19 protein-coding genes are annotated in these 19,080 nt (G+C 42.3%); 9 read left to right on the top strand and 10 right to left on the bottom strand.

Translation table 11 applies throughout. The annotated features are described in order from the left end of the window. Nucleotides 1-26: 26 nt before the first annotated feature. Complete coding sequence (locus tag E5Y90_RS06065; RefSeq protein ID WP_174659692.1) at nucleotides 27-1,751, bottom strand: glutamine--tRNA ligase/YqeY domain fusion protein; 1,725 nt, start codon at nucleotides 1,749-1,751, stop codon at nucleotides 27-29. Nucleotides 1,752-2,184: 433 nt separating this feature from the next. Here E5Y90_RS06065 and E5Y90_RS06060 point away from each other — a divergent pair, with 433 nt between their 5' ends. Both E5Y90_RS06060 and E5Y90_RS06055 read left to right on the top strand, forming a co-directional pair. Beyond that, nucleotides 2,185-2,694: a peptidylprolyl isomerase gene (locus E5Y90_RS06060; protein WP_151203938.1), complete on the top strand. Its 510-nt coding sequence runs from the start codon at nucleotides 2,185-2,187 to the stop codon at nucleotides 2,692-2,694. A gap of 111 nt (nucleotides 2,695-2,805) precedes the next feature. Then, nucleotides 2,806-3,525: a UDP-2,3-diacylglucosamine diphosphatase gene (locus E5Y90_RS06055; RefSeq protein ID WP_174659691.1), complete on the top strand. Its 720-nt coding sequence runs from the start codon at nucleotides 2,806-2,808 to the stop codon at nucleotides 3,523-3,525. 33 nt (nucleotides 3,526-3,558) lie between these two features. Here E5Y90_RS06055 and E5Y90_RS06050 read toward each other — a convergent pair whose 3' ends face one another. Beyond that, nucleotides 3,559-3,777 (bottom strand): transposase, encoded by a 219-nt coding sequence (locus E5Y90_RS06050; RefSeq protein WP_151203936.1) that lies wholly within the window; start codon nucleotides 3,775-3,777, stop codon nucleotides 3,559-3,561. 666 nt (nucleotides 3,778-4,443) lie between these two features. Here E5Y90_RS06050 and nfsB point away from each other — a divergent pair. After that, nucleotides 4,444-5,097 carry an oxygen-insensitive NAD(P)H nitroreductase gene (nfsB, locus tag E5Y90_RS06045; protein WP_174659690.1) on the top strand — a complete coding sequence of 218 codons (654 nt, stop codon included), beginning with the start codon at nucleotides 4,444-4,446 and terminating at the stop codon, nucleotides 5,095-5,097. Between the two features lie 102 nt (nucleotides 5,098-5,199). After that, on the top strand, nucleotides 5,200-5,427 hold the full coding sequence (locus E5Y90_RS06040; protein ID WP_151203759.1) for a hypothetical protein: 228 nt from the start codon (nucleotides 5,200-5,202) through the stop codon (nucleotides 5,425-5,427). On the opposite strand, the gene E5Y90_RS06035 is transcribed toward E5Y90_RS06040, so the two are convergent. The 4 genes from E5Y90_RS06035 to E5Y90_RS06020 form a co-directional block, all read right to left on the bottom strand. Further along, on the bottom strand, nucleotides 5,390-6,244 hold the full coding sequence (locus E5Y90_RS06035) for a DMT family transporter (protein ID WP_174659689.1): 855 nt from the start codon (nucleotides 6,242-6,244) through the stop codon (nucleotides 5,390-5,392). The genes E5Y90_RS06040 and E5Y90_RS06035 overlap by 38 nt on opposite strands. Before the next feature lie 85 nt (nucleotides 6,245-6,329). Next, on the bottom strand, nucleotides 6,330-7,367 hold the full coding sequence (gene fba / locus E5Y90_RS06030; protein ID WP_174659688.1) for a class II fructose-bisphosphate aldolase: 1,038 nt from the start codon (nucleotides 7,365-7,367) through the stop codon (nucleotides 6,330-6,332). 120 nt (nucleotides 7,368-7,487) lie between these two features. Next, nucleotides 7,488-7,769: a hypothetical protein gene (locus E5Y90_RS06025; RefSeq protein ID WP_151207875.1), complete on the bottom strand. Its 282-nt coding sequence runs from the start codon at nucleotides 7,767-7,769 to the stop codon at nucleotides 7,488-7,490. A 151-nt stretch (nucleotides 7,770-7,920) separates the two neighbouring features. Then, the gene (locus tag E5Y90_RS06020; RefSeq protein WP_174659687.1) at nucleotides 7,921-9,108 is read right to left on the bottom strand and encodes a phosphoglycerate kinase; all 1,188 of its coding nucleotides are present in this window, start codon (nucleotides 9,106-9,108) and stop codon (nucleotides 7,921-7,923) included. Nucleotides 9,109-9,247: 139 nt separating this feature from the next. Between E5Y90_RS06020 and E5Y90_RS06015 the strand changes: the two genes are divergently transcribed. From E5Y90_RS06015 to E5Y90_RS06000, 4 genes are all read left to right on the top strand, one after another. Continuing rightward, complete coding sequence (locus E5Y90_RS06015; RefSeq protein WP_151203769.1) at nucleotides 9,248-9,631, top strand: DUF2237 family protein; 384 nt, start codon at nucleotides 9,248-9,250, stop codon at nucleotides 9,629-9,631. Then, a complete protein-coding gene (locus E5Y90_RS06010) occupies nucleotides 9,631-10,224 on the top strand; it encodes a Maf family protein (RefSeq protein ID WP_151203771.1) in 594 nt (197 codons plus the stop codon). Before E5Y90_RS06015 ends, E5Y90_RS06010 begins: the two co-directional genes overlap by 1 nt. 77 nt (nucleotides 10,225-10,301) lie before the next feature. Further along, nucleotides 10,302-11,156, top strand: a complete 855-nt coding sequence (locus E5Y90_RS06005; protein WP_174659686.1) for an exodeoxyribonuclease VII large subunit — start codon at nucleotides 10,302-10,304, stop codon at nucleotides 11,154-11,156. 298 nt (nucleotides 11,157-11,454) lie between these two features. Beyond that, entirely contained in the window at nucleotides 11,455-12,624 is a 1,170-nt protein-coding gene (locus tag E5Y90_RS06000; RefSeq protein WP_174659685.1) for a cupin domain-containing protein, read from the top strand. 328 nt (nucleotides 12,625-12,952) lie between these two features. Here the strand turns inward: E5Y90_RS06000 and E5Y90_RS05995 are convergent, their stop codons facing one another. From E5Y90_RS05995 to E5Y90_RS05985, 3 genes are all read right to left on the bottom strand, one after another. Then, nucleotides 12,953-13,738 carry a glutathione S-transferase N-terminal domain-containing protein gene (locus E5Y90_RS05995; protein ID WP_174659684.1) on the bottom strand — a complete coding sequence of 262 codons (786 nt, stop codon included), beginning with the start codon at nucleotides 13,736-13,738 and terminating at the stop codon, nucleotides 12,953-12,955. Between the two features lie 116 nt (nucleotides 13,739-13,854). After that, entirely contained in the window at nucleotides 13,855-14,364 is a 510-nt protein-coding gene (gene rraA, locus E5Y90_RS05990) for a ribonuclease E activity regulator RraA (RefSeq protein WP_151203778.1), read from the bottom strand. Nucleotides 14,365-14,369: 5 nt separating this feature from the next. Beyond that, nucleotides 14,370-15,041 carry a nucleoside-diphosphate sugar epimerase gene (locus tag E5Y90_RS05985; RefSeq protein ID WP_174659683.1) on the bottom strand — a complete coding sequence of 224 codons (672 nt, stop codon included), beginning with the start codon at nucleotides 15,039-15,041 and terminating at the stop codon, nucleotides 14,370-14,372. Nucleotides 15,042-15,255: 214 nt separating this feature from the next. On the opposite strand from E5Y90_RS05985, the gene rpsT reads away from it, so the two are divergent. After that, nucleotides 15,256-15,525, top strand: a complete 270-nt coding sequence (gene rpsT, locus E5Y90_RS05980) for a 30S ribosomal protein S20 (protein WP_151203782.1) — start codon at nucleotides 15,256-15,258, stop codon at nucleotides 15,523-15,525. A gap of 498 nt (nucleotides 15,526-16,023) precedes the next feature. On the opposite strand, the gene E5Y90_RS05975 is transcribed toward rpsT, so the two are convergent. After that, nucleotides 16,024-18,756: a M66 family metalloprotease gene (locus tag E5Y90_RS05975; protein ID WP_174659682.1), complete on the bottom strand. Its 2,733-nt coding sequence runs from the start codon at nucleotides 18,754-18,756 to the stop codon at nucleotides 16,024-16,026. Nucleotides 18,757-19,080 lie beyond the last annotated feature (324 nt).

The following is a 19,080-nucleotide window of genomic DNA, read 5'->3' as shown; positions in this document are numbered from 1 at the left end:
GGGCTTTTTAAAAAATTCAGAGCAAATTATTTGCCAAGCTTAAAGCTGTCTCTCAAGTCCAGAATACGGTTAAATACCGGTTTTTCGCTTGAGTGATCATATTGATCTGCTACAAAATAGCCTTCACGTTCAAACTGGAAGCGATCTTCCGGCTTTGCCTGTGCCAGTGCTGGTTCAATCACAGCCTGAACTACTTTTAATGAATCAGGATTTAAATTTTCCAGGAAGTCATCACCGACATCTGGATCAGCGACACTAAACAGACGGTCATAAATACGTACTTCGGCAGGAACACCTTTAGTCGCCGATACCCAGTGAATCACCCCTTTCACCTTACGGCCCTCAGGATTTTTACCTAGAGTTTCCGGGTCAATTGAACATTTCAGCTCGACCACTTTACCGCTTTCATCTTTAATGACTTCATCACACTTGATCACATAGGCATGACGTAAACGCACTTCACCACCCGGGATCAGGCGTTTAAAGCCTTTTGGCGGCTCTTCTTCAAAGTCCTTACGGTCAATGTAGATTTCTGCAGTCAAAGGAATGACACGCTCACCCATATCCACGTTCGGATGACGGGAATGAGTTAAATCCATATCTGCTGGCAGATTGGTTAAAGTCACTTTTAGTGGATTCAGTACTGCCATACCACGCGCAGCCGTATTCTCCAAAGACTGGCGGATGCAGTACTCAAGCATTGCCACATCGACAATACTGCCATCAATCTTAGATACACCCACACGCTTACAGAAATCACGCAGGCCTTCAGGTGTGAAACCTCGACGGCGCATACCCACCACCGTTGGCATACGAGGGTCATCCCAGCCATTCACATGACCGCCCTCAACCAGCTTACGCAGCTTACGCTTAGACGTAATCGTATAGTCGACATTCAAACGGCTGGATTCGTACTGATGCGGTACAGATAGAGATTTGACTTTCTCTACTACCCAGTCATAGAACGGACGGTGATCCTGGAACTCCAGAGTACACAGTGAATGGGTAATGCCTTCAATCGCATCTGATAATGGATGCGCATAATCATACATTGGATAAATTTTCCATTTATCGCCTGTCTGATGATGCGCTGAATGTAAAATACGATACAGGATTGGATCACGCATATGCACGTTTGGAGAGGCCATATCAATTTTGGCACGCAGTACTGCCTGACCTTCTGCATATTCACCATTGCGCATTTTTTCAAAACGTTCCAGGTTTTCTGCCACACTGGCGTCACGGTATGGCGAGTTTTTGCCAAGCTCAACAAAATTACCGCGGTTTAAGCGGATCTCTTCAGGCGTTTGCAGATCCACATATGCATCACCCTGTTCAATTAACTGAATGGCCCAGGTATAAAGCTGCTCAAAATAGCTCGATGCATAGCGAGGCTCACCCTCCCACTGGAAACCCAGCCATTTTACGTCATTGGCAATCCCGTCTACATATTCCTGCTCTTCTGCATCCGGGTTGGTGTCATCAAAACGCAGATTACATACACCATTAAATTCTTGTGCAATACCGAAGTTCAAGCAAATCGCTTTCACATGACCAATATGCAGATAGCCATTTGGCTCAGGTGGAAAACGTGTCACTACCTGTTGGGTACGGCCGGCTTCCAGGTCATCTGTGATAATCTGGCGCACAAAATCCAAGCCCGGCTGTTGTTCCTGCTGCGCTGAATCGACTGCATTCTTGTTTTGGGTCGGGTTCTCGGGCAGAGATGCAACAACATCATTTGGCTTCATGATCAATCATTCACTTCTAAAATTAAAAAAGGATTAATGAAATCCAGTAGCACACTCAGTCTGCCTGTATTCATTAGATAAGTATTCCTTAGTTTAACTAGAGGTGGGTAATCTCTCAACTGTTAACTCTTGTATTTGATTTCAAAGCGGGCATTTTCAAAGTTAAAGCGGAGTTTAGCCAAGTTAATACTTAGGGCGTATGGTTTTTTATATGCCCTTCTGAATATTATTTATGCCAAACCTGTGATTGTAAGCAAAACTGGCCTTGATCACTTCAACAGAATGACTTGACAAAGCAAAGCCTAAATAAAATACGATTTAGATGTTTTAACAAAGAAAATAAGGTTTTTGCTTGCCTTGTCGTTTAGAGTTTGCTTATGCTTCTCACATTGAAATAAAACATGGCATCTGTCCATGATTAGGAGATTACCCAATGAGTTTTCCTCAAGTCGAATTAAACACCAATAAAGGTCGTATTGTTCTTGAATTAAACGCTGAAAAAGCACCTAAAACAGTGGCAAACTTCTTGCAATATGTACGTGACGGTTTTTATGATGGCGTAATTTTCCACCGTGTTATTGATGGTTTCATGATCCAGGGCGGTGGCATGGATGAAAACTTCAAAGAAAAAGCAACACGTGATGCAATTGAAAATGAAGCGGATAACGGTTTGAGCAATGAGGAAGGTACGATTGCAATGGCTCGTACTCAAGCACCTCACTCTGCTTCAGCTCAGTTTTTCATTAACGTGAAAAACAACTCTTTCCTGAACCACACTGGCAAGACTGCTCAGGGTTGGGGGTATGCCGTATTCGGTAAAGTTGTTGAAGGCATGGATGTTGTGAACGATATTAAAGGCGTTCGCACGGGTAACCGCGGCTACCACGCTGACGTTCCTTTAGAAAATGTTGTAATCGAATCTGCAAAAATCATTTCCGAATAAAAAACAGTCCTCTCCGTTCTTTATAAGTTTTAAAGCATCGCTTTAAAACGGTATAAGAGAAAGTTTCTCAAAATGATGAAGAATTTAGAGAGGATTAAAAGGAAAAGATTCGTGACCTATCTGTTTATCTCGGATTTACATTTGTCACCTGATCACCCTCGACTTGTTCGGGGGTTTTTAGATTTATTGACGGCCTATCAGAACCAACAGACTCAACTCTATATTCTGGGAGACTGGTTCAATGCCTGGATCGGCGATGACTATACTGCACCATGGCTAGATGAAATAGTCGACCGATTAAAACAATTTACAGCCGCAGGTAATCAGATCTTTTTTCTGGCTGGAAATCGTGATTTTGTATTAGGCCAGAACTTCCTGGATCAGTTTTCCGGACAGCTCTTGGCCGATGTTCACAACCTTGAGATTGGTAGCATCCACTATCGGATTGAACATGGCGATGCCCTGTGTACCGATGATATTGGCTATCAGCGTTTTCGTAAAGTCATCCGCAATCCGCTGCTCTTAGCTTTACTCAGGAAAACTCCGCTCAGCTTTAGAATGAAACTGGCCCATGGCTTTCGCAAGAAAAGCCAAGAATCTCAGCAGTTCAAAACCTATGAAGTTATGGATGTGAACGCATCTGCAGTAGACTCTGCGCTCCAAGAAGTAGAGGTGCTGATTCATGGCCATACGCACCGTGCGGCTATTCATCGGCTGGGGCATAAAAAACGGATTGTTCTGGGAGACTGGAAGCTGGACCATGCTGAAATTCTGGAAATCCAGCCTGAACAAAATATTGAAAGTCTGAAACTAAAAAAGTGGCGATATTAATCAGCCACTTTTCTATTTCTGCACTGCCTCAATTCAACTTAAACGGTAAAGCTGGTTCACACCGGTATAGAAACTTCGACCATCCTGATTAAACTGGATTTCCTCACCGTTTGGCAACTGGATCATCTGACCCACTTCTACCCAGATAAACCCTTCCATCGTATTTTGCTTACGCTTTAAAGGGATTAGCTTTACGTTAATTTCATTGCCATCAGCGGCAGTGGCAATATGCCATTCATTGATCTTTTTCAAAATTTTTACTCACATCAGATGAGCTTTTTGTGACTTTATACTTTATCGAGAGAGTAGTAACAACCTAGTCTATATTCTATGGTTAATAGATCTTATTTTAGTTCAAATACTTGAACTAAAAAGTGAATCACAATCGGCTAAAAATAATAATAAAAGCAAGAATATTACTTGCCTGAAGTGAAACTACTATAAACTATTTTCAACCAAAAGTAAAATTACATTGTAATGACAAATGCATATCATATATATTTCATGTTATTCTAGAAAAAGAGAAAATCTTTGAAATCGCATTCGCACACTTAACCTGAAACCAAATTTTTATAACAATCTGCTTATATAGAGCCAAATTAAGATCTAGCCATGGATGAAACCATCCATCTATCAGACTTGAATTTAGCAACCACTCAGCAAGGCATGGATTAAACTATAGTATCCATGTCTCATGCATTGCCCTTGTCGCAAAGCTGCCAATCATATTAAATCCCTGTGGATTAGATCAATAAACTATTTGCTTTTTTTCTCTTACTAAGTTTCACGTTAATTTTTATGCAAAATTAAGGTGTTAAAAACTTTGCCTCTGGCTGTTTTGTTGTAATAATCCTGTAATCAGAAAAAGATAGAAGCTTTTATTCTATTTTCCAGGTCTCAAGAAATTGGAGTCCATTCATGGATTTACTTAAAATTGCGCAAACCCGTTATACCACCAAAGCCTATGATCCGAACAAAAAGGTTCCTGCCGAGCAGTTTGAGCGCCTTTTAGAGGTATTACGCCTGACCCCATCTTCTATTAACATTCAGCCCTGGCATTTCTTTATTGCGGATGATCCAGCGGCCAAGCAACGTATTGCCAAGGCTCTGGTGGGTACGTATGCCTACAATGCCCCAAAAGTACTGGACTCTTCCCATACCATTTTATTCTGTACCAAAGCTGATATTGACGAGCTACATCTAAAAAACCTGTTAAAACGGGATGATCTCAATGGTCGTTTTAAAGATGAACATGCCAAAGAAGGTCAGAAAAATACCCGTAGCGGTTATGTAGATTATTATCGTAATGAAAAAGGCGATATTCAGCGCTGGGCAGAAAACCAGACTTTTATTGCACTGGGTCAAATATTACTGGCTGCAGGAATTGAAGGCATTGATGCTACCCCAATCGGTGGCTTTGATGAGAATATCATTAGTGACGAATTGCAACTGGCTGAACAAGGCCTGATTCCTTCCGTACTGTTGACTTTAGGCTATCGCAGTGAAAATGACTTCAATGCCAAATTACCGAAATCACGCCTGCCAGCTGACTACATTTTCACCAAACTGTAAGCATTTTATGGTATAAAAGGGGTCTAGTGCCCCTTTTTATATCAATCCGGGCCTATTTTAATGATCACTCACCAGAATCTAGAATAAGAATAGAGGCCCTGCATGTCGCTCCTTCAATCCAAGCCACTGAAATTTAAATGCCAGCCTTGCAATAAGGTTTATCTTCATTATTACAAGCCGAAACAGCGCCAATATCCGCACTGTCCAAGCTGTAAACAGGCCGGTTCACTACTGGGCAGCATAGAAGCCGAAGATCTGCTGCGGCATCCGGTTGAGTTTGTCACTTCATATATTAAGCAGACATTGCATAAGCCAGGCAAATCACACTAATCACACCCAATATTAGACCAATTGTGCTCGCAGGTTTTAAACGTTCTTTAAAGAACACCAAGCCTGCAAGTACACCAAAAACAACCACCAGAATATTCATGCCAGCAAAGACAATAGCCGGCGTATCCTTGAGCAATATATGAGCCTGGACATAAAAGGCAATATTGGCAAAGTTGAGCAGTCCAAGAAATAAGCCTACTCCGATTTCCTGAGCTGAGCCTAAACTCCGATATTTCACCATCAGATAAGCCATCGACACCACCAGAGCGCAGATAAACATCAGGTTTAAGGCTACGGCAAACTGCAAACCCAGGCTGGTGGTATATTTCAGCAGTACATCAATCAGGGCATAACCAAACCAGACCAAAGCCAGATAGAGTACTCCCTGCCTTGAGCTTCCTGCCCCTTGACCATGGGACAACAAAATACACAGCACTGAAACTATGCCTAATATAATTCCCAGTATTTTTAGCTGGTTAAACTGCTCCTGAAAAATAAAATAAGCGGCGGCAAGCGATAAAACCACAGATAGACGCTGGGCGATTTCTGTTTTTAAAATACCGGCGGTCCGTAAGGATTTGGCCAAAAACAAAAAGACGCTCGGCAATAAAATACCCAGCGCCAGAATAAGCCACCACGGTGTCTGACGGATAGATATATGCTGAATATCCGGTTTAAACCAGAAAAAACATAATAAGCTGGCTGTAACATAATTCCAGCTAATCATATGTATCGGACTGAGCTGCCGGCGCTTGGCCAATTTCAATAATATAGAGACTGCAACGCTGCATAGAGCTGCAATAAAAATCAATTCCATCTGCGACTCTTCGGATAGTTTTAATTAGAATACAAAAAAGCCCACATATGCTGTGGGCCTTTTTTTATAAATGATCCACTCGGAATTATTTATAACGCTCAACCATTTTCTCTAAAGAGATTGGACGAATTTTATCTGCATTACCCGCAGTACCAAAAGCTTCGTAACGGTCGATACAGATTTGCGTCATCGCATCCACAGTTGCACTGAAGAATTTACGCGGATCGAATTCGCTTGGTTTTTCAGCCATCATACGGCGCATCGCACCAGTTGATGCTAAACGCAGATCCGTGTCGATGTTAATTTTACGAACACCGTGCTTGATCGCTTCAACCAGCTGCTCAACAGGAACACCATAAGTTTCCTTGATATCACCACCATACTGGTTAATTACAGCCAGCCATTCTTGTGGCACAGAGCTTGAACCGTGCATCACAAGATGTGTATTTGGTAATGCAGCATGAATTTCTTTAATACGGTCAATTGCTAGGATGTCACCTGTAGGTGGACGGGTAAACTTGTATGCACCGTGTGAAGTACCCACTGCGATTGCCAGTGCATCGACATTGGTATCAGCAACGAAGCTACGCGCTTCTTCTACAGAAGTCAGAAGCTGAGAGTGGTCAAGTACGCCTTCAGCACCTACTCCATCTTCTTCACCAGCCATACCTGTTTCAAGGCTACCCAAACAACCGATTTCACCCTCTACTGAAACGCCACATGCATGGGCCATCTGTACAGTACGGCGAGTCACATCAACGTTGTATTCATACGAGGTTGGTGTTTTACCGTCTTCGCCCAGTGAACCGTCCATCATTACCGAGGTAAAACCTAACTGGATAGAACGTTGACAGATGTCAGGACTTGTACCGTGATCCTGATGCATAACAACTGGAATATGTGGCCATTCTTCAATCGCAGCCAAAATCAGGTGACGCAAGAATGGAGCACCTGCATATTTACGGGCACCTGCAGATGCCTGTACGATCACTGGTGAGTTCGTTGCATCTGCTGCGAGCATGATTGCGCGCATTTGTTCCAAGTTATTTACGTTAAATGCTGGTACGCCGTAAGCATGTTCTCCGGCGTGATCCAAGAGCTGGCGCATCGAAATAAGAGCCATAATATCCTCCCAGGTAATGCCCCATATTCTACATGTTCAAGTATTTCAATACAGCCACAAAATACATTATTTTATAAAAAATCCCTGCTTTTGCAGGGATTTTTCGAATCAGGGCTGAGCTTATGGAGCAACTGCTTCAGAACTTGCTGCTACCGACTCATCTGCGGTTGCTTCATCTGCTGGTGCATTGGCAACATCGGCTGGAATATCGGTATTTTTTTCATCCAGAACTGGCTTGTCAATGGCATCAATAGCGGCCTGTTGTTCCGCGCTGACCTGCTCTTCTGTGGTAGCGGCTGCCGAACTTTCAGCTTCAGCTACAGGCGCACTTTCCTTTTTTGCACAGGCAGTCAGTCCTAAAGATGCTGCCAGGAATACTGCCAAAGTGAGTTGTGATTTCATTCTTTACTCTCAATTTATTATCCAATGGCTAAATTTTATGACAGATTTATTTCATTTTGATGACTACGGTATGAATAGCGATCCAGTCTGTCAAAAAGTTGACATAAAAAAAGCTGGCAGATAGCCAGCTTTTTCACACTATCAAATGCACTTAGGCACGTTCTAGCAGTACTGCAACTGCAGGCAAGGTTTTACCTTCTACAAACTCCAGGAAAGCCCCGCCACCTGTAGAAATATAACCAATTTTATCGGCAACTTCGTACTTGTCGATAGCAGCTAAAGTATCACCACCACCTGCAATTGAGAAACCTTCAGATTCAGCAATTGCTAAAGACAGGGTTTTGGTTCCTTCGCCGAACTGGTCTACTTCAAATACACCTACTGGGCCATTCCAAAGTATTGTTTTAGAGGTTTTCAGGATGTCTGCAAAGGCTTTGGCTGTTTCTGGACCTACATCTAGAATCATGTCGTTATCTGCAACATCTTCAACCTTTTTCACAGTAGCTTTAGCCGCAGCCAATGAACCCAGGAAATCCTCAAAATTGATTTCAGCGGCATCTGCAACCACTACATCGGTTGGAAGCGGAACTGAAACTTTTGCTGCAATGGCTTTTGCAGTATCGATCAGGTCATTTTCACACAATGATTTACCTACGTTATAGCCTGCTGCTGCAAGGAAAGTATTGGCAATACCACCGCCAACAATCAGTTGATCACAAATGTCAGACAAGGATGTCAGCACATCAAGTTTGGTTGAAACTTTAGAACCTGCAACAATAGCCACCATTGGTTTTTCAGGCGTTTTTAGAGCACGGCCTAAAGCATCCAGTTCAGCTGCCAATAAAGGACCGGCAGCCGCGACTTTAGCTAGACGCGCTACACCTTCAGTCGAAGCTTCTGCACGGTGAGCAGTACCAAACGCATCCATTACAAATACATCACAAAGCGCGGCATATTGTGCTGCAAGCTCAGGACTGTTTTTCTTTTCACCCACATTAAAACGGCAGTTTTCCAGCAGAACCACTTGGCCTGGCGCAACGTCAACACCATCCAAATAATCCTTATACAGTTTGACTTCCTGACCCAAAGCATCTGTCAGATAAGCAGCTACAGGCGCGAGAGACTGTTCAGCTTTAGGCTCACCTTCAACTGGACGACCAAGGTGAGAATAGACCATTACGGCAGCGCCCTTTTCAACAGCTGCTTTAATTGTTGGCAATGCCGCACGAAGACGCGCATCGCTGGTGATCACACCATTTTTAACAGGAACGTTTAAATCTTCACGGATTAAAACACGCTTACCCGCTAAATCCAGGTCAGTCATACGCTGAAAGTTCATGTAGAGCTCACTTTATAGATATTCAAACCCGGCGATTTTAAATGATTATGTAGAAAAAGGTTAGCATCTTTTGCAGAAAACATTATAAATACCAAAGTTTTGTTATGATAGAAAAAAGCTTTTTGCAGATTCAGCAGTTATGTCGATACATCCTGATCCTAATCTTAATCGTTTAAATGTCTTGGGCGAGCCTTTGGCCAGTTGTTGTTATGCTCCGATTACCGGTTATTTCCGTAATGGTTTTTGCCATACCGCCACTACCGATCTCGGGCAGCACACTGTCTGCGCGCAAATGACCTCAGAATTTTTAAATTTTTCCCAAAAAATTGGTAATGATCTGATTACTCCTTTACCTGAAGTGGATTTCCCCGGCCTACAGCCAGGTGATTTCTGGTGTATCTGCGTCACACGCTGGGTAGAAGCCTATGAAGCAGGCAAAGCTCCCCCGGTAAAACTGCAAGCCTGTCACAAAGCCGTACTTGCCTATGTACCTTTAAATATCCTTGAGGAATATGCTGTCTAATGAATGCTGCACCGATTATCCTGGCCTCTTCCAGCCAAACCCGTAAAGAGTTGATGGATCGTTTACATATTGACTATATCGCCATGGTACCGGACATTGATGAAACACCTCGCGGTGAAAATCATGCAGATGATCTGGCCAAACGCCTAGCCTATGAAAAAGCCAGACATATTTCCGAACAGCACCCTGAAGCGATTGTCATTGGCTCAGATCAGGTCGCATGGCGCGAAGGTGCACCGGATATTTTTATCGGCAAACCGCTCACTCCTAAAAAAGCCATTCATCAGCTGCAAGCCAACTCGGACAAGATTGTGTATTTTAGTACCGCACTGAGTGTACAACAACAATCTACCGGTTTTGAACACACCTTAATTGAACATCATAAAGTCAAATTCCGTAAACTTTCACAAACTGAAATTGAGCGCTACATTGAAATTGAACAACCATTGCATTGTGCTGGTAGCTTTAAATGCGAAAGTTTAGGCATTAGCCTGTTTGAAGAAATGATCGGTCAGGATCATACCACCTTAATGGGTATGCCAATGATCCAACTCTGCAAAATCTTGCGTGAACTTAATATTTTAGTGCCTTAAATCAAAGCTCGCGATTTGCGATATGAATAACTTTCTTCATATCGCAACAAGTCAAAATAACCGATTGTTATAGTCTTATGCATCAAAAATTAACTGTTAAAGAGTTTCATAACTTTAGTCAGGGAAAACTTCAAGCTTTAGAAGCGTTTATAAGTAGTCAGGCACTAGAGTCCTTTGTCATTGTCGCCCAAATCAATCAACTCAATGATTCACGCCAGCGAGCTAAAGAAAAAAAGCAGAATGTACTGTATCAACTTTTATTACAAGATGGACCGCATCAACTTAAAGCGCGTGCAAGTATCAAAGTTATTCCAGATAATATTGGTGATGGTACTGTAGTACGTGCAATTTGCCAGTGTCAGCCCGTTCTGAATATGCATGACTGTCTGGTTACAGAAGCAAATATTGTAAAAATTGAACCTGCAAGCCCAGAAGAAGGACTATATGTAGATCAGACGAGCATTTTGCTTAAAAGTTTAACCTATGTACATCAACCCTTTCCTAAAAAAAACTATCCTAAAGTTTGTCTGATCTACTCCAACTCTAGTTCCGCTCAAGTCCATCAGGATTTCTTACATGGCCTTAACTATCAGATTAATTATATTGAGTTAATAGAAAAGAAAATCAGCTTTAGCAATGTAGCTGAACTGAGCCAAACCATTTCTGAGGCAAAAGCAGATATTTTGGTGATTATTCGCGGAGGGGGTGATACTAAAGCATTAGAGAGTTTTGATCACCCTGATGTTATTCGTGCTCTTGCCTCAAGTGCTACTTTTCGTATTACAGGAATTGGACATTCTTCAGATCGAAATTTAATTAATCTTTTTGCAGACTACACCGCAATTACCCCTACCGATGCAGGTAGTTATTTAAAAAAATGCTGTATCAAAAATTTATCCAACATAAAAAAGAAAAAGAAAATGAAGAATTAATCCTCTCTCTACAGCAGCAACTGCAAACAGAAAAAGAGCAAGCTTAAGACCTGACCACGAAACTTGATCATCTACAAAGCACCCTTACTCAAATTGATCGGCGTCTGGAGCAGGTAGCCCAACCCGATAATCCCTCCCCAAAAAGGCTCATTATTCAGTGTACTTTATTCTCTACCCTACTCATTCTCGTGCTGCTGTTTTTACAAAATAACTATTTGTGAAAATAATGCGGCTTTAGATGAAAGAATTATCCCGTCTAAATGCTATGATTTAAAAAATTAATTTCTTCAGGCTTTTTATGTCCCACTCCTTAGATGTGTTAGGCGGTATCACCGCTGAACAATTCCTTGCCGAATACTGGCAGAAAAAACCCCTTCTGGTCCGTAATGCGATGCCTGAAATCGCAGGTTTACTCGAACCCAGCGATGTGATGGAACTGGCTTTAGAAGAAAATATCACTGCCCGCCTTATCAAGCAAAAAGACCGTGATCCAAACCAGTGGTCGGTTAAATCTTCGCCACTTCTAAAAGCAGACTTCCAGAAGATGCCTAAGCTCTGGACACTTTTAATTCAAGCAGTTGATCATTATTCTTTTGACCTTTCTGGACTGTGGAAGAAATTCTCCTTTATTCCGCAATGGCGCCGTGATGACATTATGGTGTCGTATGCTCCCCAAGGCGGTTCTGTAGGTAAACATTTCGATTTTTATGATGTTTTCCTGGTACAGGGTTATGGCCACCGTCGCTGGCAACTGGGCCAAATGTGTGATGCTGAAACAGAGATGGTTCCCGGCCAGCCACTTAAATTGCTCCCTGAGATTGAGGTCAACTTTGATGAGGTTTTGGCACCGGGTGATTTATTGTATGTTCCGCCCGGGCTTGCGCATTACGGCGTTGCAGAAGATGACTGCTTAACATTTTCCTTCGGTTTTCGTATGCCAAATGTCAGTGACATGATGGATCGTGTCGGTGACAAGTTTGCGGAAAATGAGGTTTTGCGTAATCCATTAGTAGATATTGTCCGTGACCAGATCAGTGCTGCCGGTGAAGTTACCCCCCTTGAGCTGGAATACTTAAAAGACAAGATCATGGAGCAACTGCACAATTCAAATGTGCTGGAAGATGCCATCATGAGCCTGATGTCCGAACCAAAGTATGAAGAGAACATTCCAGAAGCTGAAGAAATTGGTACTGGAGATCTGGAAGAGGCGCTCGACCAGGGTTATAGCATTCTACTGGAGCCCGCTTCACGTCTGCTATATACCGAGGAAGATAGTGAAGTTCTCTTCTGGGCCAATGGTGAAGGAATCTGCATTTCTGAGGCTTTTACCGAAAAGCTTAAACAGCTGGCAAATGGCGAATCTGTAGCATTAGATCTAGATTTTGCCGATGAGGACATGCTGGAGGATTTGGCAGATTTATTGAATGAGTCTATTTTAATGCTGGTTCCGCCGGCTGACGAAATATAGTTTTATTGCTTTCCCTTCTAAAGAGGATCAATTGATCCTCTTTTTTTATTGCTAAAATATGATTAATCTCAAATTCTAGGCAGATTTTTATACTTTAAAGACGGCCATTCGTCGAGTTAAGGTTTATTTATGCTTAGGCTATTTTTAAGATAAGCACTTGAGGCTTATTTATTTTTAAGTGATTTATATCATCCAAACCAGCATTTTCAAAGTGTCCTTATTGGCTATCCGTAATTGTAAAGCTTTATCGAAGGTAAAATGCCACTCCTCTACTTGAGTGGCATACACCTGTATAAAGTGGAATTTTCAAAGCATCTCTAAGGCAATGCTAAGCGGCAGCGCCATATTGCTGTTTTAAATATTTCACAATATCCGCTGATTCAAACAGGCTAACTCCAGTATTTGGGTCAACCAGATAAGGCACCTGAATATTATCGCCCATAACTTTCAGCACTTGTTCGCGCTTACCACCCGCCAAAGGTTCATATTTCCCCGGTTTTAAGCGCAGCTTGGCAAGCCCCTGATCCTGCCAGCGCTCTTTAGCAACATTATGAAAAATAAAAGGGATTTCCAGTTCGCTCAAAACGCCACGTACAATTCGGGTATAGGGACTGGCTTCAAATCCCCATAACTCCAACAACTGCTCAGGCGCAGGCCGGCCTTTGGCCTTTGGATTGGCCATGCCCCCTCTTAATCCATTTATGACTGTGCCAGCAATAGCAGCTACAGGAATTTTTGGATAATACGCATATTTCTTTGGGGTTTTTCCAGTTTTGCCATAGTTTTTAAACAAATGATGAATAATGTCTTGAGATTCATACAACTTGTCGCCGGTATTTTCATCGACTAAAAAAGGAAACTGGAGCTTTCCTCCGAGTGCTTGTACGACAGGCCGGAAATGGGTACCACCGCGTGGACAAGGATAAACCTCATAATCCAGATTCAGCAGAGTCATCACTTCACGTACACGTCGACAAAACGGCGACCCTTCATATTCATATAGTTTTAAAGGCTGGTCTGGCTGATTTGGAAAAGGTGTACCTGTAGTACCTCGTCCGCCTTGGGTAAAGGCCGATGCCAATGCTTGAACAACCTTGATTTGATGACCCAGCATATTTCTCTCCTGTTTTTGTTTTAATCATCCTACAAGACAGACTCTCATGATTCTGTCTTGTATCTTTACCTTATAGCTTGGTTTTGTAATTCTTTTACAGTCTGTCTAGGCTATTTTTAAGCCACTAAAGAGCTTTTGGACAGCACAATACCATTATTGTCAGCATAAACATATTCGCCTGGAGTAAAAGTTACCCCGCCAAAATACAGCGGTACATCTACCTCTCCAAGGCCTTTACGGTTACTTTTTTGTGGAATTGATGCCAATGCCTGTACCCCCAGGTTCAGCTCAGCAATTGCATCTACATCACGGATGCAACCATAAATAATGACACCATTCCAGTGATTCTTAACTGCTGAATCGGCAATCAGGTCTCCCATTAATGCACAGCGCATGGAGGCACCACCATCCACCACCAACACTTTGCCAGTACCATCCGTTGCCAGGAGTTCTTTGACCCGTGAGTTATCTTCAAAGCATTTTACTGTAACGACCTGCCCACCGAAGGTCTTGCGAGCACCATAGCTTTTGAAGAACTTTCCATCCAGACACGGTGTTAGGACTTGTAACTCCAGATCCGGATGATCATCTAATAAATCACAGGTGACAAATGGTACTGTAGACACGATATTTAGCCTCTTTTCATTTTTTGAATATATAAATTATCATAAATTTCAAACTTTACCGTTTGAGTTCGTGCTGCCTCGACCATAGTATGAGCCACTTGGGCGGCTGTCACCGGCTTATATTGAAAAGTATCGGGGATAAAATTCGAGATCTTATGATAGATCTGTTGCGCTGTATCTTCCAGTAAACGCGGCTCTTCGCGCTCGCCAAGTAAAAGTGAGGGGCGAATCAGGCTAATTCTGTCCAGAGACAGACTCTGAACATATTCTTCCAGCTCACCCTTGACCTGATTGTAATAAAATAACGATTGCGGATTTGCACCCATCGCACTCAGCAACAAATAATGAGCCTCGGTCTGCTGAAGCAATTCTGCAAAATGGGCATTAATCGTGTAATCAATATCGTAAAAACTCTGTCTGGAACCGGCTTTTTTTATGGTCGTACCCAGACAACTAAAGCCGTGAGTATGCCCGCTTACATCCTGATCATTTAGCATCAGAAAGTCTTCAAGTACCAACTGGCGCACTTTATTGAAGCTGTCCCAGTCTGTCTGATAATACCTGACTACAGCAGTAATCTGCTCGCAACTTGGCTCAACTTGCAAGTCCCGTATGAGTTGTTTTCCGACCAGTCCACTGGCGCCAATCACCATAGGATGAGTTATTGATTTAGTCATTTTTTATACGATCTCCTCAGTGGAATACTAATCTAACGTTTTCTTTAGAGTTTTTCTGCATCTAAAATGTTGCCAAAGCATGTCAAGACTTGACTTCGGTGCTTAGTTTAATCAAAATATGGCACTTGTTTACGGGCTGGTGATAGTTCTTCTGATGTTGGTTTTCAGTTGAGTTTCAGCCCGCCCAGACCAATCTATTTCAAGGAGTGCACGAGTGGCAAACTCTGCTCAAGCTAAAAAACGTGCTCGTCAAAACGTTAAAGCACGCAAACACAACGCAAGCTTGCGTTCTATGGTTCGTACCTATCTTAAACGCACAGTAGCTGCTATTGCTGCTGGCGACTATGCGGTTGCTTCTGAAGCTTACAAAAAAGCTGTTCCAGTAATCGACCGTATGGCTGATAAAGGTATCATCCATAAAAATAAAGCAGCTCGTCATAAGAGCCGTTTAAATGCGCAAGTTAAAGCTTTGGCTGCTAACTAATCGCGATATGAAAAAAGCCCATTAGGGCTTTTTTTGTATCTAAAATTCAATTAAGCTCAATTAGCTCTTAAAAAAACACAATAATAAAACGAGTTTTTAACCTGGAATAGTTTAATTTTACATCGCTGAGCACTTATTTCTTCATTCAAAATAAAAGTACTGTTAAATTTTATGAAAATATTTTTGCTGCCCTGTAGTGTCGCATTTTTCTATTTTCTTATACATAAGCAGCAAGGTGAATTGGATATGATCCGACTGACTGTATTCAGTATCTTCACTCTTGAAGTGATGATGTAGATTAATATTGATTGTTCCTCTCAACTCTTACAAAATCAAAAAATGACTCATTCAATCATTTAAGACTTAAGAGCCAGAAATCAAAATAAATCAGCTTCAACCCCGCTGTTGGTTTCTAACTGGTAACTATATTCCCTAAATAAAAGTTATCGAAAAAAACAAGCCCTTAAAGAGCTTGTTTTTTCTTAATCTACCGAAAACTTAGTGGGTTACTGGCGGCTCTAAAGAGGCGGCTTTATTCTGCAAATATTTTGCATATAAATCCAGGCTAAATGGCTTGGCTGTCGCCAAAATCAAACTGGAACTTGGTCTTAGCGTATTCCATACCTGGGCAGCGGTATTATTACAAGCATAGCGTAACAGGTTAGTCCGGTTATTGGTTAAATAACCATTTCCAAGATCGAAACACTGCCCTGCTTGAATAATCGTAGAGTTCTCTGGTTTCATGGTCCAGATTTGATTGCTATTATTAGCATCGCATACCGCCATAATCACTTTTGCATAACTGCCAGTACTAGTGACGCACTGACCCGGATCTTTCGCAGAGTGAATTCGGCCCGATACATCAAACATCCATTGCTCTGTTAAATCTCCCGTACAGGCACTCGGTCCACTAATATAAAGATTAAGCGAACCATCCGTCAGTGTTTCAGTTTTCAGACAGTTCTTGCCATTATTTTTAATTGGCATTGCCCCAGCAAGAATATTGTCATTGTTCAGCCCCAACCTAACCATGAGTTTTTCAAATGAAGTTATGGCCTGTGCTTTTCCAGCAGAGAAGTCTTGCTGATAAGCTGCAATCCAGCGATCAAAGCGCGGAACAATATTCTGCTGGTGCTGATAACGCATCAACTGCTGTCGAGCCAGAGGACTCAGTTTATCCATATGATCGGTATAGGAGTCAGCAATCAGCTGCTGCTGTGCATTTAAATTGATAACCGTACTGGCTGCCTGAGCTTCCAAGACTTCCTCTAGGGCAGGCAGTTCTATCGCACGCAGCGCACTATAGCCGGCCTGACGACCAATCTTAACGGCTGGCTTAATCGCGTCAGGATAAGTTTTAATCTCAAGGTGTGACAGCTGCTTGGCTTCTTCACCCGCATTTTTGCAATATAAATCTACCGTTTTCGGCTGATCAGAGATGGCCAGATTCACATGCAATTTATTTGCATTGGAACCTAAACGAGAAGGTGCCAGCGCTACAGTTTTTGTATGCGATAGATAGTGGACCTTTAACCAGCAGGCTGCATTTTCAGATGATAGATCTGCTTCTGGAAGATTAAAAACATTTCCCCAGTTCCCGCGTGCTTCCGGGTAAAGCAAGCCCACCTGATTTACCGGGTCATACCCCCCTAAAATCGTAAATACCGGCACACCGAACAAACGTGGCTTTAAGTAATAACCATCTGGACGATTAAACCAGACGGCGTTCATCTTGGCAGGAATCTGAGGTTGATAAGCCTCCATTGTCCTGGTTTGTTTATTCCAGGTCTTATAACCTGTCGGTGATGTTTCATCCCAGACTGCACGGTCAAAATGTGGCTGAATTCTTAAATAGGTGCTATAGCCCGTATAATGGGTATAGTTGGATATGGTGCTGTCCGGATAGCCTCCCGCCATAGAGTCTGTACCATAGCGGAACAGATTTAAAAAGTTTGGAATACCATTGGAACCATCACGCAAACTTGTCGAGCTCCAGCTCAAATTACCACGCATCTTGTTACGATAGCTTATATATCCCCATCCACTATCTGCATGATGGGCAGTTAAAAAGTCATTAACCGTATCCTGATCAATTTGCACACGCCCAGGATAATGCCCCAAACCATAGTGATGTCCAATCTCATGACTGAATTCATTTCCTATAGAATCATATAAAGTCAGCATGCCATTCCCACCACTCAGGCCATGGCTACTTTCACCATTGGTATATTTACCCCGCGAGTGATGGGCCACGACACTTTGCGTCAACTGAGGCTGTGCCTGACTGGCCATTGAAGCACTGGTAATGCCCCAGTTAGCCAGATTAATTCCTACACTAAATGTAGATTTCCCGACATTCTCACGCATATCCCCACTATAAACATCCCCACTTCCTGCACTGCCCGTATTCTTATCATAAATGACACCTGTCGCAATCATGACTTTATCCAGACTAATATCATCATATTTGGCCACTGTCAGGTGTGCCGCAGGAATCGTCTGAAAATAATCCGTACCCGATTTTTCCGGCTCTAGCAGCATTTTATGACCACCAGAAACAGGTGCATCGGTTAACATTCCGATACGGATATTGTTGAGTACCAGTTCTCCTGGCGCTGCAAAATCAATCGCTTCTTCGGCGAGTTCACCGCTACGGTTTTTCGAGTCACTGAAACGTAATTTCAGACCAGGCTTAACTTCATTCCAGTTTAATCGGACTGACCAGGCACGCTTACTATATTGTAAAGATGGACGGGTACCTTGTCCTTTCTGATCTGATGCAGGAATTCTGGTCGGATCTGCCAGATTTACAGTACGCACCAGCTGATTACCTTGATAAATATCAACTTGAAGTGAAGTAATATCCTGCATTTCAGCCACAGGCGTAACCAGTAGCAAAGCTTCTTTTTCACTGGTTAATCTTGGCATCTGTTTGGCTTCATTCCCATTCGGATCAACAACATGCTGCTGACCAAACTGCACCATCGCTTGAAACTCACCCTTTAGATCATGACGTATCGTTCGAGTTTTGGATTCCGCATCATAATCATAAAAACCCAATGTATTGGCATAGCTCGCATCTACAGTCGGTTCTGGATAAAGTTCATTCGGATTCTGGTTTCCTCCCTGATCTGCATTCTGATCATTTTCCCCGCCCCCACATGCGACCAACATGAGCGATAATACACATACACTTAAATAACTATGTGAACACCTGATCACATTTTTCATATTAAACCCCCACTAAAAGCACAAAAAACCCCAAAAGGTAGACTTATTTTAATAAATAAAATCAACAACTTATATAAGATACAATCATATTTATACGCAGCTTCATTTGCAATCGGTTATTGTCTGATAAACAAAAAATATGAATAAAAATTGATAGAGCCAAATGAGTAAAATGTGTCATGGAACATTTTTTATTATCAGACAGTGAGCGGATTAAAAGTATTGCGTTTTTAAGTTACGCTGTTACCGAACCAGATTTTTTTAAATAATGAGAATTTTGATCGCCTGGAATCCAGACAGCAAAATAAAAAAAGCCCAATAACT

Source organism: Acinetobacter sp. 10FS3-1, from assembly GCF_013343215.1.
GTDB classification, from domain to species: Bacteria; Pseudomonadota; Gammaproteobacteria; order Pseudomonadales; family Moraxellaceae; genus Acinetobacter; species Acinetobacter lwoffii_C.
Note: the sequence above shows the minus strand (reverse complement) of the source record. Positions and strands in the feature narration are given on the sequence as shown.

What these genes read in the sequence shown, in the direction of transcription:
- E5Y90_RS06065 (WP_174659692.1), bottom strand. Translation starts at nt 1,751, where the DNA reads ATGAAGCCAAATGATGTTGTTGCATCTCTGCCCGAGAACCCGACCCAA.
- E5Y90_RS06060 (WP_151203938.1), top strand. Translation starts at nt 2,185, where the DNA reads ATGAGTTTTCCTCAAGTCGAATTAAACACCAATAAAGGTCGTATTGTT.
- nfsB (WP_174659690.1), top strand. Translation starts at nt 4,444, where the DNA reads ATGGATTTACTTAAAATTGCGCAAACCCGTTATACCACCAAAGCCTAT.
- E5Y90_RS06040 (WP_151203759.1), top strand. Translation starts at nt 5,200, where the DNA reads ATGTCGCTCCTTCAATCCAAGCCACTGAAATTTAAATGCCAGCCTTGC.
- E5Y90_RS06035 (WP_174659689.1), bottom strand. Translation starts at nt 6,244, where the DNA reads ATGGAATTGATTTTTATTGCAGCTCTATGCAGCGTTGCAGTCTCTATA.
- fba (WP_174659688.1), bottom strand. Translation starts at nt 7,367, where the DNA reads ATGGCTCTTATTTCGATGCGCCAGCTCTTGGATCACGCCGGAGAACAT.
- E5Y90_RS06025 (WP_151207875.1), bottom strand. Translation starts at nt 7,769, where the DNA reads ATGAAATCACAACTCACTTTGGCAGTATTCCTGGCAGCATCTTTAGGA.
- E5Y90_RS06020 (WP_174659687.1), bottom strand. Translation starts at nt 9,108, where the DNA reads ATGAACTTTCAGCGTATGACTGACCTGGATTTAGCGGGTAAGCGTGTT.
- E5Y90_RS06015 (WP_151203769.1), top strand. Translation starts at nt 9,248, where the DNA reads ATGTCGATACATCCTGATCCTAATCTTAATCGTTTAAATGTCTTGGGC.
- E5Y90_RS06010 (WP_151203771.1), top strand. Translation starts at nt 9,631, where the DNA reads ATGAATGCTGCACCGATTATCCTGGCCTCTTCCAGCCAAACCCGTAAA.
- E5Y90_RS06005 (WP_174659686.1), top strand. Translation starts at nt 10,302, where the DNA reads ATGCATCAAAAATTAACTGTTAAAGAGTTTCATAACTTTAGTCAGGGA.
- E5Y90_RS06000 (WP_174659685.1), top strand. Translation starts at nt 11,455, where the DNA reads ATGTCCCACTCCTTAGATGTGTTAGGCGGTATCACCGCTGAACAATTC.
- E5Y90_RS05995 (WP_174659684.1), bottom strand. Translation starts at nt 13,738, where the DNA reads ATGCTGGGTCATCAAATCAAGGTTGTTCAAGCATTGGCATCGGCCTTT.
- E5Y90_RS05985 (WP_174659683.1), bottom strand. Translation starts at nt 15,041, where the DNA reads ATGACTAAATCAATAACTCATCCTATGGTGATTGGCGCCAGTGGACTG.
- E5Y90_RS05975 (WP_174659682.1), bottom strand. Translation starts at nt 18,756, where the DNA reads ATGAAAAATGTGATCAGGTGTTCACATAGTTATTTAAGTGTATGTGTA.